The sequence below is a fragment of the Ekhidna sp. genome, assembly GCF_964218185.1.
Classification (GTDB): Bacteria; Bacteroidota; Bacteroidia; order Cytophagales; family Cyclobacteriaceae; genus Ekhidna.
In genome coordinates, this window is record NZ_CAXPLV010000004.1 from 1 (window position 1) to 13,807 (window position 13,807).

A 13,807-nucleotide genomic window follows, 5' to 3' on the forward strand; every position below is an offset into this window, starting at 1 on the left:
TTTTGACTTGCTGGATATCAATGGGGATGGACGTATCAGTGGGGGAGAGCTGGTAAAAGCTTTTGAAGAGTTTTTTCTATCTCCGGATGAAAAAGCACCCGGCAACTGGATTTTTGGGGATTGGAGGAATGGGTAATAAAAAAGCCACCTTGCTCAAGGTGGCTTAATCTGAACTTTGACTTTCTTATTCTTTTCTGCCCGGACGCTCCCTTGGAGCTTTAATTGTCATAGGTGTTTCAACATTCGTACCTCCGACTGTGATTCTTACAGTGTACTCACCCACCACTAAATGATAGTCTCCATTCTCCGCAGCTTTATAATCTTCTTTTTGCTCATCATCCAGAAGATCCTTGAAAGACTCATCTGTTTCCAGACCTAGTTCTATGATATTCAACCCCTTGTCCGCTTTGATGTTTATGGATGAAACCACCTGATCTTTGTAAACCACCTCGATTTTGCCATCACCATTTGCATTGGAGTAGAATGAGACATTGGTAGTTGGTTCGTAAGGGTCTCTCCATGCCCGTGCACTTCCCCATCTGGAGCTGTGCGTGATTTCCTCAATAGGAAATGCATGAATTTCTTTAGCAAGAATATCATTGGAAAGCTGCTGCACCAGTGATATGTTACCAATGTAAATGCCTCTACCATGAGTGCCCAGTACCAGGTCATTCTCTCGTGGATGAACAATCAAGTCATGTACCGGTGTGTTTGGCAAACCAGACACAAAAGCATTGTAGTTTCTTCCTCCAACCACTGAAACGTACACGCCGTGATCAGTGCCTACATAGATGATGTTTTCGTTTACAGGATCTTCTTTCACCACATTCACTGGCTCTTGCGGGAGATTGGAAGAAATGTTTTTCCAAGTCTTCCCATAATCCTCGCTCATGTAAACCATAGGTTGGAAGTTATCCCATCGGTAGCCATTTAGGGAAGCGTATACTCTCCCTTCCTTATGTGCTGAAGCTACCACGGTACTCACCCAATAGTTGGCTGGCAGGCCTTCGGTGATTCTGTTCCAACTTGCTCCTGCATTGTCTGAGCGGTGAATTAACCCGTCATCACTTCCAACATAGATTAATCCAAATCGAGTAGGTGATTCGGAGATTGTTGTAAGTGTTCCATAACTCACATCTCCTTTTTTTCCACCTTGAGTTAAATCGCCACTCAAGGTTTCAAAGTTTTCCCCCTTGTCCATTGATCGATGAAATCGATTGCTGCCGAAGTAGACAATGTCCTGATTGTGACTGGATAGGGCGATTGGTGCCTCCCAGTTCCAGCGGTAAGGTGCATCACCTAGCTTATGACGAGGAGTGATGTACTTTCTGTCACCTGTCTTGGTGTTAATTCTAAAGTAGTTACCAAATTGATATCCGGTGTACACTGTTTCATTGTCCCGGGTATCCACAGCCACTTGCATACCATCACCACCCATGAGTCGTTCATATGGGTATCGTCCTTCCTGATACCACCCTCTGGAATATTCGTAAGTGCTTGGTCCCTTCCACACTCCGTTATCTTGTAATCCACCGTAAACATTGTAAGGCTTGGCCATGTCCACTGCGATGGAGTAAAACTGACCTACAGAAGGAGAGTTGCAATTGATCCAGGTAGCTCCCGTATCGTAGCTCACATATACTCCGCCATCATTTCCTAAAATCAGATGTCGAGGATCGTTGGGGTTGATCCAAAGTGCATGATGATCAACATGCACATTGTCTTCATTGATGCTTTTGAAGGTTTTCCCTCCATCATCTGACCGAACAATCGGTACACCCATCGTGTACACTACATTCGGATCTTGAGCATCCACTCTTACCTGACCGAAGTAGTATCCATAAGAGTAGATCATACTTTCAATATAGTCTTCATGTGTTTTTGTCCAGGTTTTTCCCGCGTCATTGGAGCGATACATCTCGCCCCCTTTCACCGGAGTGTCAAAAAGCAGTGAGTTGGCATCTTCTGTGTATACTACCAGATCTATGGGCTTTACTTTTCCAGCCTCCACATCTTTTTTAATGTCTACCGCATTGTATTCCCTTGGAAATCCATTATCATCCAAAAACTGATTGATAGCTTTATTTTCCAACGCCAGAAACTGAGCATTGTTCATGCTTCTCAATTGATCTTTGGTTAGTCCCTCGTCCTCGTTTTCTTCTGGCTCTCTTCTATCCTGATTGTCCAAAATAGCGTAGATGATGTTTTGATCGGATGGAGCGAACGCAAGCCCGATACGGCCTGTACCATCAGTATCCGGGAACCCGGAATCATCCGAGATTTCTGTCCAGGTATTTCCACCATCTTCTGATCTGTAAAGTGCAGTTCCTGGACCTGCCTCTTCGAAGTTCCAGGCTTTTCTGTCCTTTTCCCACGCAGCAGCAACAAGGGTGTTCGGGCTGTCAGGATGCATCACCAAATCAACAATTCCGGTTCGGTTGTTGACGAACAGGGTTTTACTCCAGGTTTTACCTCCGTCTGTGGATTTATAGACTCCTCGCTCAGGGTTTTCAGAATAGAGATGTCCAAGAGCTGCGACCCAAATCGTGTTGGGATCAGAGGGGTGAATGAGGATTCGGCTGATGTGATGGGTTTCCGTCAAGCCAATATTCTCCCAGCTTTCACCATTGTTAGATGATTTAAACATCCCATAGCCAGAGTAAGATGATCGGCTTGAGTTATTTTCTCCAGATCCCACATAGATGATATTATTTTCCCAATCAACTGCAATATCACCTATCGTCATCACGATTTGGTTGTCAAAGATTGGCTCGAATGAGGTTCCGCTATTCTTCGTTTCCCATAGTGATCCTGATGCGTAGGCAACATAGAAATGAGAAGGATCAGCTGGATCTACTGCAAGATCTACAACACGACCGCTCATGACTGTTGGACCTACATTTCGGAATGGAACGTTTTTTACTAGAGAATTTTCTTCCAGCCTTAGTCTTTGCTGAAAGCCGTTCCATCTTTCACCAGCAGGTGTAGCAGGGGGTATGTCATTCGTTTTTTTCTTCCGCTGAGCAGGTAAAATAATTACGATACTCAGAAATAGAAGTAAGTAAAAGGTTTTCATGTGGATGTGTTTGTTTTTTATAGGACACATGGAATTCACATATTATTAATCATCCTAAGTAGATGTTTTATTAATCATGCTCATTTCATGGGGTTAGATTTTTTAATAAGTTAGTAAGTATAAAACTTTAGCCTTGTGAAAACAATATATAAATACATGAAGCAGCATTTCTGGATTTTAGTGGTAGCCGTATTTGGGTGTACCACTGTCGTTAATGATAGTGATGAGGTAGTCAATGATAAGATCTTGCCCGAAGCTAACTATTCACTTACATCAGATCAAACACATAATAAATGGAGTAGGTCGATTGAGCCTGTTTTAACTATTAATTCTGGAGAAGTAGTGGAGATCAGCACTGAGGAAGCCACCGATGGCCAGCTTACGCTTGACTCTGACACCTCAGATTTGATGAATTTAAGCTTTGAGCCTATACATCCATTAACCGGACCAATTTATATCAATGGAGCTCAGCCTGGAGATGTGATAGCTGTTACATTACATAAGATTGAAATTGGAGACTGGGGTTGGACTGCCATTCTTCCTGGTTTTGGTTTTTTAGCCGATGAATTTACCGAACCGCATTTGAAAACTTTTGAGTTGGCCGGAAAGAATAATGTTCGATTTGCTGATGGTATTAACATTCCTTTGAAGCCTTTTCCCGGTGTGCTAGGTGTGGCACCAAATACAGATTCGCTTCTTTCTACCATCCCACCTCGTGCCAATGGAGGCAACATGGATGACCCAAATATTGTGGAGGGCACGACTGTGTATCTTCCGGTATTCGTTGAGGGTGCTTTGTTCTCCATAGGGGATGCACATGCTGCGCAAGGCTTGGGTGAGGTGTGTGGAACAGCTATTGAAGCACCCATGAAGTTCCTTGTTGAGATTGAAGTGTTGAAGGGATCTTCGATATCAGAACCACAGTATGAAAATGATGATGTATATGCGGTGACTGCCTTTGCCACTACCATAGATGAAGCTGCAAAAAAGGCTACCAGATACATGATTGATTACCTTATGTCCAATCATGGCCTAAGCAGAAATGATGCTTACATGCTTTGCTCGCTGGCAGGTGATCTTAAAATAGCTGAAGTAGTAGATGTTCCACACATGTTGGTGACAATGTCCATTTCTAAGGAAGTTTTATAAAAATGATTACAATTTATCACAACCCCAGATGCAGTAAAAGCAGGCAAACACTTGGCTTGATTGAAGAAAAAGGTCATGATTTCGTCGTAAAGGAGTACCTCAAAAATGTCCCCTCAAAGGAGGAATTAAAGCAAGTGGTTGGACTACTAGGAATTAAACCTGAACAACTTGTCAGAAAAGGGGAGCCTGAATTCAAAGAAAATTTTAAAGGGAAAAACCTCTCTGATGATGAATGGATTGATGCCATGGTCCGTTATCCTAAGTTGATAGAACGACCTATCGTAATCGATGGAGATAAAGCTGTGTTGGGTCGCCCTCCTGAAAATGTTTTGAAACTTTTATGAAAGCCATTCTGGTAGAGGAGCTTGGTGGGCCTGAAAAATTAGTTTATCGAGATCATGATATAGGTTCACCTGGATCCGGTAAAGTTAAAATAGCTGTAGAATATGCTGGTGTCAACTTTCCGGATACTTTAATTATTCAAGGGAAGTATCAATTTCAACCAGAACTCCCATTCTCCCCTGGAGGAGAGGTTGCGGGTACAATCATAGAGGTAGGGCCTGATGTTTCAGAGTTCAAGCCAGGCGATCGGGTAGTTTCTGGAACTTCATGGGGCGGATTTGCTGAGGAAGCCATTGGCTTTGCATCCAACACTCATCATCTCCCAACTGAGGTTTCTTTTAAAGATGCTGCCGCTACGCTAATGACTCATGGTACAGTTATTCATGCATTGAAAGACAGAGCCAAACTTCAAGCTGGTGATACCATGGCGATTCTCGGTGCTTCAGGTGGAGTAGGAACAGCGGCCATTCAGTTGGGAAAAGCCATGGGAGCTAAAGTCATTGCGTGTGCCTCCACTGATGAAAAGCTAGATTTTTGCAAAAAAGTCGGTGCAGATATTGTACATAAATATTCACCCGAAAATATAAAAACAGCTTTAAAGGATTTAACTGATGGACGTGGGGTTGACGTGGTTTTTGATGCTGTAGGTGGTGGCTTTACTGAGCAGGCATTCAGAGCCATCGCTCCGATGGGAAGATACTTGGTTGTAGGATTTGCTGCGGGGCATGTGCCAGCGATCCCTCTCAACCTTCCTCTGCTCAAAAGTGCTTCTATAACAGGTGTTTTCTGGGGTAACTTTTTTAGGAATTTTCCGGAAGAGAATAAGAAAAATATTCAGGAGTTGTTAGGGATGCTAGCCACAAAAAAAGTATGTCCATTTATTGATGAAATTATCCCTTTGCATGAGGCTAGAAATGCCTTAGAAAAAGTTGAGAATCGGAATGTGAAGGGGAAGATCATACTAGAGGTTAATGCTGAATGAAAATATTCAGAATATAATACTGAGAGTGTATTGGTTTTCAATTGGAAGTTGCATTAACAATTTTATTCCTCGATGTTTTTTTGGTATTCATCTGATATTTCGTGATTTTTAATGGAATGTTAAATCAATTTTTAAGTTAAAAACTCTACTATGATGAAAAACTACTTAAAAAGAAAACTGATGGTTTTGGCGTTAATGCTACCCATTAGTTTTTTGATGGCCCAGGATGTAAGGGTCAATGGAACGGTTACGGATGCCTCTAACGGAGAGCCGTTACCGGGTGTGACTGTATTAGTAAAAGGGACTACAAACGGAACTATTACAGGAATCAACGGAGAATACGAACTGTCAGTACCTTCAGGTGCAACATTGGTCTTCTCATCAATAGGATATGCAAGTCAGGAGATAGACGCTTCGAGTGCTGGAGACGTTTCTATGAAGACGGATGTGACTAATCTAGATGAGGTGGTAGTGACAGGTCTGGCCACTTCAGTGAAACGTTCGAATTTGGCTAATTCGGTCAGTACAGTTTCTTCTGAGCAACTAACAGGGATGACCAATCAGGGGACTGTTGATGGAGCTCTTTATGGTAAGCTTACTGGTGTGAATCTTACCTCCATTTCTGGAGCCCCCGGGGGAGGAATTGCAATGAGACTTAGAGGTATATCTTCAATTAAGGGGAATAACCAGCCATTAGTGATAATAGATGGTATCTATATGAGCAATGCGGAAGTGCCTTCAGGTTTAAGGTTTGCTTCCGGCGCTAACAGGCCTAATGAAGAGCAAGCATCAAACCGCTTAGCTGATTTGGATCCAAATGATATTCAAAACATTGAAGTTCTAAAAGGTGCTTCTGCAGCTGCTATTTATGGTACCCGAGCTAATGCCGGTGTAATCATTATTACCACTAAGAGGGGTAGTCAGGGTAGAACTCAGTTCAGCCTATCTCAGGATGTTGGCTTTAGCAAAGCGGTAAGGTTGAAAGGACTTAGAGATTGGAATGCAACTAATGTTGCATCAACTTTTGGTGATGCGGAAGTAGCTGCATTTAATGCAGGTGAGGTGGTTGATTATGAGAAGGAGTTGTTTGGTGAAACCGGCCTTATCACAAACACAAATTTTTCAGCTCGAGGTGGAAGTGATAAAACCTCATTTTTTATTGGGGGATCAATCAGAGATGAAGAAGGCATTATGAAAAACACTGGTTTCCAGAGGTATAATATCAGAACCAACATTGATCATAAAATCAGTGATCGAGTAAAAATTGCAAGTTCATCATCTTTTATTCGTTCAGAGACACAAAGAGGATTTACTGGTAATGAAAACGAGGGTGGATTGGCAGTGATTTATAATTTGGCCTATACACGTCCATGGTACAACTTATTCCCTGATGCAAATGGAAATTATCCTGATAACCCATCAGCCTCAGGAAATATGATCCTTGTTAGAGATCAAGCTAAAAATGATGATAAGGTAAATCGAGTACTTCAGTCACTTGCGTTTGACGCAGACCTTATTAAAAAGGATGATCAAGTATTGAAGTTTAAATGGCAAGGTGGTTTAGACCATTTCACCAATGAAACTTACGTTTATGTACCGGAATACCATCAAGCTCAAAGAGGAAAGCAAAATGGTTATATAGGAGTTGGTAAGAATAACTTTACCAACCTTAACTATACTGCTTTTCTGGTTCATGATATCTTCTTAGGTGACATCTCACTTAGTACCAGTGCTGGTATATCCTACCTTAATTTTAAAAGAGAGTTTGTTTACAATCAGGCTACCCAATTAATTCAGGGACAAACAAGTCTGACTCAAGCAACAGCTTATGATATAGTTCAGACTTTTGAAAATGAGGAGGAATTCGGTTTTGTTTTTCAGGAACAAGCCAATTATAATGATCAACTAATTGGTACCGTAGGTATCAGAATGGATAAGTCAAGTCTTAACGGAGACCCAAACAAGTATTATTCCTTCTTTAAAGGGTCACTTGCAGCGAACATTCACAATTTTGATTTCTGGAGTGTAGACCAAATCAATCAGTTGAAAGTAAGAGCGGCATATGGAGAAACAGGATCTAGTGCTACATATGGAGCCTTATTTACAACATTTGATAGAAATAGCTCAGGAGGAATAGGAGGTAGTATTATCGATCAGCAACGTGGAACTCCGGGTTTGGAACCGGAAACTTCACAAGAGCTGGAATTCGGTTTTGATGTAGGCTTGTTCGATGGAATTGTTGGACTTGAATTCACAGCCTACAATAGAAAAGTGAAAAACTTGCTATTCGATAGAGGGTTACCTTCTTCAGTAGGATTTAGCACACAGGTACTCAACGATGCAGATCTTGAGAATAAAGGAATGGAGATTGCTTTAAATGCTCGTCCAGTAAGTAATGAGAACATTACATGGAATTCTACAATTAACTGGTGGAGAAATGAAGCAACATATACTCGTTTAGGAGTTCCTCCATTTGCCGCTCCTAACAATGGTTTTGGTACATCATTGGGAACTTTTTATATAGAGCCGGGAGGATCGGTAACTGGTATATATCAAGATGTAGATGGTACTCCTGTTGAGGTAGGAAACACAGCTCCTGATTTCCAGATGTCATTTTATAACACAGTGAACTTTATGAAAAACTTTGATTTTTCATTCTTGCTTCACTGGAAAAAAGGAAGCGAAAACCTGAACTTATCAGATTTATTATTTGATGATGGAGGAACCAACCCAATCATCGATCAAAGAGGATCTCAGTATGCCAGCACATGGATTCAGCCAGCAGGGTACTGGAGGTTGAGAGAGGTTGCACTATATTATACAATACCTAAAAATGTGTTGAATGTGTTCAATGGGACGATTGAAGGTGTGAAAATTGGTGCGTCAGGAAGAAATCTTTGGACCAAGACTGACTATCTGGGTTATGATCCAGAAGTTTCAACTAATGGTACCAACGCTTTGGGAACAGGTTTGGATGTTGGGCCATACCCAAACAACAGGCAAATTTTCTTCCATCTCAATGTTAACTTTTAATAACTACTGAAATGAAAAAAATATTAATAACAATAATTGCTGCTTTTGTGGCATTTAGCTGTGAAATAGATGAGCAAATAAATCCAAATGCACCTGCTTTGGATGATATTCTTGAAAGCGCATCAAAAGCTCAGCTAAATAACTTAACAGCTGGTGCGGTTGCAGGAATGCGAACAAATCATTCAATATTTGTGACTGCCGTTGGAACAATAACACGTGAGCTATACCTATTTGATGCGGATCCTAGAAATAGAACTGATCTTATTGGAACAAAAGGTACTCTTAGCCAAAGTGTTTTTTATACGACTGCTAATTGGACAAGTCGATATAGAGTAATTAAAAACTGCAATATTCTGTTAGAAGCATTGGATGTTGCAGAAGCAGATGTTACGAATGCAGAAAAGGCTGGATATCGAGGCTTTGCACAAACTATTATGGCGCATCAGCTTTTAGTGCTGTGGGGCGCTTACTATGATAGTGGGGTAAGATTGGATGTGTCTGATCCTGATAATCCTGGACCGCTAGTGACAAATCCCAATACTGTATTGCAGGAAGTGAGAGACCTATTGGATGACGGACTTGCTAGTCTATCAGGGGCAGAATTTGCCTTCTCACTATCAAGTGGTTTTGCAGGGTTTGATACACCCGCGACTTTTTCTGAATTTAATAGAGCTCTTGCAGCTAGGGCAGCATTATATGCTGGCGATATGGCCGCTGCTAGAGCTGCACTTACTGCGTCGTTTTTTGATATAGACGGAGATTTGAGCGTAGGCCCAAAAATGGCTTTTAGCACAAGCCCAGGCGATCAATTGAATGACATATTTAAACCTTCTGGACAGAATGGTGATCAAATTTTCGCATCTGATACATGGGTAGATGAAGCACAAGATCCAAACGATCTAAGGTTAAATAAGGTAACGGAGAGAGCTGAACCCTTTACAGGTTCAGGTATCACTGTAAATTATGAAACCAATCTTTATGAAAGTGCAATTAGCCCAATTGACATTATTAGAAATGAAGAGCTGGCACTGATTTATGCAGAGGCTAATATTGGATTTGATAATACAGAAGCTCTTGCTGGAATTAACGCTGTTAGAGATGCGGCAGGTCTTACTCCATTAGCGGGGACAGTGACCGTTGAGGATGTTCTTGTCGAAAGAAGATATTCACTTTGGGCAGAGGGTCATCGAATGGTGGACTTGAGAAGAACAGATAATTTGAATGAGACTTATATTACTCTGGATAATATTACCACAACAGATTCTGATGGAAATGTTATTCCAGCTCAGCAAATTATTTTCACAAAATTCCCACTCCCATTGACGGAGGAGGGTAGTTAAAAAGGTGTTAGAATCTTAAAAAAAAAGGCTCACGTCAATAGTGAGCCTTTTTTTATTTCAGCTCACCCAGCAAATTCTCCATGTTTAGAGGCCTGGTATACATATCCAATGAGCCGTCCTCTTTTTTAGGCCATTCTTCCCTTGGTCTGTCCCAATAAAGTTCAACTCCATTTTCATCTGGATCATTAAGGTAAATGGCTTCCGATACTCCATGATCTGAAGCACCGGATAGTGGATATTTTGCTTCTCTCAATCTCATATAAAGCAGAGCTAAATCCTTTCTGGTTGGTAAAAGAATAGCGGTGTGAAATAATCCGGTAGCCTCTCGTGGAGACGGACTTCCGCCTTTACTCATCCATGTATTTAAACCAATGTGGTGGTGATATCCACCAGCTGAAATAAATGCTGCATCCTCACCATAGGTGGTCATGAGTTCAAAGCCCAATAGATCGCAATAGAATTCCAGTGACCGCTTCAAGTCGGAGACTTTCAGGTGAACATGACCAATACGTGTCCCACCTGGTATTTTGTATTCGTTCATATGCGTCATATTAAATCATAGGCACTTCAATGAACAATAACCTGGCATTGGTACTCGCGGACACTTCCAGTTTTGAGGTGTCAGATATGCCTAATGCGTCTCGTTTCTTTAGAAGCTCACCTGCAACAGACACATTCCCATCAATTACGAATAGGTAAACACCGTTTCCGGATTTATGAAAATCGTAGGTGATAGATGTGTTTCTATCCAGGTCAGTTAGTGAAAACCAGGCATCCTGATTGATCCATAGTGCATTCTTATTATCCGGAGCAACTACCACCTGAATCTTATTCTTTCGAGCATTTTCATCAAAAAGTTTCTGTTCATATCGTGGATTTATGTCACGTTCTTTCGGAAGAACCCATACCTGAAGGAAGTTTACCTCCTCAGTTTTGCTTGCATTGTATTCGGAGTGGGACAATCCACTCCCCGCACTCATTATTTGCACTTCACCCGTAGCAATGATTTTTTCAGTTCCGGTGCTATCCTTGTGGGCAAGAGCCCCTTCCAGAGGAATGGAAACAATTTCCATGTTATTGTGGGGATGCGTAGGAAATCCGGCACCACCTACCACAATATCATCATTAAGTACTCGGAGCGCTCCAAACTGGATTCTTTCCGGATCAAAATAGTGACCAAAGCTGAATGTATGACGGCTGTTGAGCCAGCCAAAATTTGCTTTTCCCCGAGTATCTGATCTATGTGTTATAGTTTTCATTTTTTTTGCTTTTATATCACTGATGCTAAATGTACGTAATTACATTATATGTAGTTACATATAAATATATCCTCCTAAAAATCACCCTTCATATTTTTTGTACCTTTGCGTCAATTATTTCACAAGAAAAGAAAAATGATGAAGGCTAAAGCTAACGACAAGGTAAAAGTGCATTATACAGGAAAGCTTACTACAGGAGAAGTTTTTGATTCTTCTGAAGGACGTGAGCCCCTAGAGTTTACAGTTGGAGGAGGACAAATGATTAAGGGATTCGATGAGGCTGTAAATGGGATGGCGATCGACGAGAAAAAGACAGTGGAGATTCCATCTGCTGAGGCATATGGTGAGCGAAGAGAAGAATTGATTCAGGAGGTTCCGAAAGATCAGCTGCCTGCAGATATGAAACCTGAGGTAGGTCAGAAGCTTGTGGCTACAAATGATTTGGGACATCAGACATATGTGAGTGTTACGGCTGTTACCGATGATGCGATCACAGTAGATGCTAACCATGATTTGGCTGGAAAGGATCTGATTTTCGATATTCAGCTGGTAGAAATCGGATAGAATACAAAAAAGAATTAGTACAAAAGAGACCTTATTTCAGGGTCTCTTTTTTTGTGCTTTTTTTATTGTAAATTCAATCCCAACCTTTCATTAAATTCAGCGTTGATAGCGCAAATTATTGCAATGAATAAATTATTCCTCGTCGTTACCATCTGCATTTTCGCAGGGTCTTCCCACGCTCAAACCAATGCAGACAGTTTAAAATCTGATAGTGTTCAGCGGAGGTTGAATAGCTTGAGTCAGCAGCTTGAGACATATGAGCGCCTGATTTTACAAAACAAGCAAAAAAGAAAGCAAGACTCGCTGGCTAGGGTAGATCTGATGCGTCGCATTCAGCTTTTGCAGGAAAGTGGGCAGGTGAATCAGGCTACCTTAAAAGAGCAGATCAGAGAAATAGAACTTCGCGATTCGATAAGAAATTCGGAGCAAAAAAATCGCATACTTAAGTTAAAAGAAAGTTATAAAGGGTATGTGGTAGCTCCAAGAGGAGATTCATTGTTTACAATCTTTACGAAACTCGGGCCGGTAATGGCAGAAGATCGTGCGGCGAATGTTACTGAAAAGATAGAGTTGCTGGTGCGAGATGATTATTTCTTTCCAGACTCTTTGTATGTGGAACCGCATGAGGGAACGGTTGATTTAATGTATCAAAACTTGATCGTCACCAGTATTTCAGATTGGGATGCACTTTGGGTTGATGGAGAATCCAAAGAATCCCTTGCTAAAATTTATCGTGAGCAGATTTCAAACTTTGTGATATCTGATCGTAATCGAAGCAATATCAGAAATATTGCCGCTCGTATCGGACTTGTGTTTTTGATTCTAGGTATTGCTGTTCTAATTATCTATTTCTTAAACAGGCTGTTCACAGGCATTCAGGGTTGGATGGTCATGAATAAGAAAAAGTACTTTACCGGAATTAAGGTTGGTAATTATGAATTTCTACCTCCTGAAAGACAATTAGATGTTAGTGTGCGAGTGGTTGGGGTGCTTAAATGGGCCTTCTTTGCTATTGTTCTTTACTTCTGTCTGCCAATTATTTTTGGGCTCTTCCCTTTCACTAAGAATTGGGCGGAAACACTCATGGGCTGGATTTTAAGTCCAGCGCAGAGCATATTCCTATCTTTCTGGAATTACCTTCCGAATGCATTCACTATTGCGGTGATTTATGTGATCACTAAATACCTTGTGCGTTTTCTTAAGTTCATTTCACATGAGATTGAGACCAGCAGGCTGAAAATCACAGGTTTCCACGAGGATTGGGCCATGCCTACTTACAACATCGTTAAGTTTCTGGTATATGCGTTCATGTTCATTGTGATATGGGATTATTTACCAGGATCTGATTCTGATATTTTCAAAGGTGTTTCAGTATTTCTGGGTATCCTTTTTTCACTGGGATCATCCTCAGCAATCGCTAATGCAGTAGCGGGATTGGTAATCACCTATATGAGACCATTTCGCCTGGGCGATCGTGTGAAAATAGGAGAGGTAACAGGACAGGTAGTGGAAAAAACCCTTTTGGTAACCAGAGTACGGACTACCAAAAATGAAGATATCACTGTTCCTAATGCATCTATCCTAAGTGGGCATACTGTGAACTATACTTCAAGTAGCAAAGAGCTGGGCTTGATCCTTCATACATCTGTGACGATTGGTTATGATGTTCCCTGGCGTCAGGTACATGAGTTGCTAATTGAAGCAGCAGTGGCTACAGAAGGAGTGAATATAAGCAGGGAACCTTTTGTACTCCAGACGAGCCTTGACGATTGGTATGTGGCCTATCAGCTCAACGCCTATACCGACACTCCTGAGAAAATGCCTAAAATTTATTCTGAACTTCACGCCAATATTCAAGATAAGTTCAATGCGGCTGGTGTAGAGATCATGTCACCTCACTATCGTGCTGTGAGGGATGGAAATGCCATTACAATTCCTAAAGAACCTGATGGAAAAGATTGAATCCAAAAAACGATATCTTCAAAGAAGTAACTAGTCGATTGATAAATCTGAAAGGAAAGTTATTCTTGCTTCTATCACTTTTGAGCTTGTAGGCATACCG

At 41.3% G+C, this 13,807-nt stretch carries 10 protein-coding genes; 7 read left to right on the top strand and 3 right to left on the bottom strand.

Annotated elements, in window-relative coordinates:
• Positions 1-184: 184 nt before the first annotated feature.
• Positions 185-3,076, bottom strand: a complete 2,892-nt coding sequence (locus ACEQZT_RS03840; protein ID WP_370087408.1) for a WD40/YVTN/BNR-like repeat-containing protein — start codon at positions 3,074-3,076, stop codon at positions 185-187.
• A gap of 135 nt (positions 3,077-3,211) precedes the next feature.
• Here ACEQZT_RS03840 and ACEQZT_RS03845 point away from each other — a divergent pair, with 135 nt between their 5' ends.
• The 5 genes from ACEQZT_RS03845 (at position 3,212) to ACEQZT_RS03865 (ending at position 9,922) form a co-directional block, all read left to right on the top strand.
• On the top strand, positions 3,212-4,225 hold the full coding sequence (locus tag ACEQZT_RS03845; RefSeq protein WP_370087410.1) for an acetamidase/formamidase family protein: 1,014 nt from the start codon (positions 3,212-3,214) through the stop codon (positions 4,223-4,225).
• A complete protein-coding gene (gene arsC, locus ACEQZT_RS03850; protein WP_370088021.1) occupies positions 4,222-4,569 on the top strand; it encodes an arsenate reductase (glutaredoxin) in 348 nt (115 codons plus the stop codon). Before ACEQZT_RS03845 ends, arsC begins: the two co-directional genes overlap by 4 nt.
• Positions 4,566-5,549 (top strand): NADPH:quinone oxidoreductase family protein, encoded by a 984-nt coding sequence (locus tag ACEQZT_RS03855; protein WP_370087412.1) that lies wholly within the window; start codon positions 4,566-4,568, stop codon positions 5,547-5,549. Before arsC ends, ACEQZT_RS03855 begins: the two co-directional genes overlap by 4 nt.
• A 150-nt stretch (positions 5,550-5,699) precedes the next feature.
• Positions 5,700-8,582, top strand: a complete 2,883-nt coding sequence (locus ACEQZT_RS03860; RefSeq protein ID WP_370087414.1) for a SusC/RagA family TonB-linked outer membrane protein — start codon at positions 5,700-5,702, stop codon at positions 8,580-8,582.
• Positions 8,583-8,593: 11 nt separating this feature from the next.
• Complete coding sequence (locus ACEQZT_RS03865) at positions 8,594-9,922, top strand: RagB/SusD family nutrient uptake outer membrane protein (RefSeq protein ID WP_370087416.1); 1,329 nt, start codon at positions 8,594-8,596, stop codon at positions 9,920-9,922.
• 52 nt (positions 9,923-9,974) lie between these two features.
• Here the strand turns inward: ACEQZT_RS03865 and ACEQZT_RS03870 are convergent, their stop codons facing one another.
• Together ACEQZT_RS03870 and ACEQZT_RS03875 are read right to left on the bottom strand one after the other, a co-directional pair.
• The gene (locus ACEQZT_RS03870) at positions 9,975-10,463 is read right to left on the bottom strand and encodes a VOC family protein (protein WP_370087418.1); all 489 of its coding nucleotides are present in this window, start codon (positions 10,461-10,463) and stop codon (positions 9,975-9,977) included.
• A 10-nt stretch (positions 10,464-10,473) separates the two neighbouring features.
• Positions 10,474-11,181, bottom strand: coding sequence for a pirin family protein (locus tag ACEQZT_RS03875; protein ID WP_370087420.1), 708 nt, complete (start codon positions 11,179-11,181; stop codon positions 10,474-10,476).
• Between the two features lie 135 nt (positions 11,182-11,316).
• Between ACEQZT_RS03875 and ACEQZT_RS03880 the strand changes: the two genes are divergently transcribed.
• Both ACEQZT_RS03880 and ACEQZT_RS03885 read left to right on the top strand, forming a co-directional pair.
• Entirely contained in the window at positions 11,317-11,745 is a 429-nt protein-coding gene (locus tag ACEQZT_RS03880) for a peptidylprolyl isomerase (protein ID WP_370087421.1), read from the top strand.
• A gap of 123 nt (positions 11,746-11,868) precedes the next feature.
• Entirely contained in the window at positions 11,869-13,707 is a 1,839-nt protein-coding gene (locus ACEQZT_RS03885; protein ID WP_370087423.1) for a mechanosensitive ion channel domain-containing protein, read from the top strand.
• Positions 13,708-13,807 lie beyond the last annotated feature (100 nt).

What these genes read in the sequence shown, in the direction of transcription:
- ACEQZT_RS03840 (WP_370087408.1), bottom strand. Translation starts at nt 3,076, where the DNA reads ATGAAAACCTTTTACTTACTTCTATTTCTGAGTATCGTAATTATTTTA.
- ACEQZT_RS03855 (WP_370087412.1), top strand. Translation starts at nt 4,566, where the DNA reads ATGAAAGCCATTCTGGTAGAGGAGCTTGGTGGGCCTGAAAAATTAGTT.
- ACEQZT_RS03860 (WP_370087414.1), top strand. Translation starts at nt 5,700, where the DNA reads ATGATGAAAAACTACTTAAAAAGAAAACTGATGGTTTTGGCGTTAATG.
- ACEQZT_RS03865 (WP_370087416.1), top strand. Translation starts at nt 8,594, where the DNA reads ATGAAAAAAATATTAATAACAATAATTGCTGCTTTTGTGGCATTTAGC.
- ACEQZT_RS03870 (WP_370087418.1), bottom strand. Translation starts at nt 10,463, where the DNA reads ATGAACGAATACAAAATACCAGGTGGGACACGTATTGGTCATGTTCAC.
- ACEQZT_RS03875 (WP_370087420.1), bottom strand. Translation starts at nt 11,181, where the DNA reads ATGAAAACTATAACACATAGATCAGATACTCGGGGAAAAGCAAATTTT.
- ACEQZT_RS03880 (WP_370087421.1), top strand. Translation starts at nt 11,317, where the DNA reads ATGATGAAGGCTAAAGCTAACGACAAGGTAAAAGTGCATTATACAGGA.
- ACEQZT_RS03885 (WP_370087423.1), top strand. Translation starts at nt 11,869, where the DNA reads ATGAATAAATTATTCCTCGTCGTTACCATCTGCATTTTCGCAGGGTCT.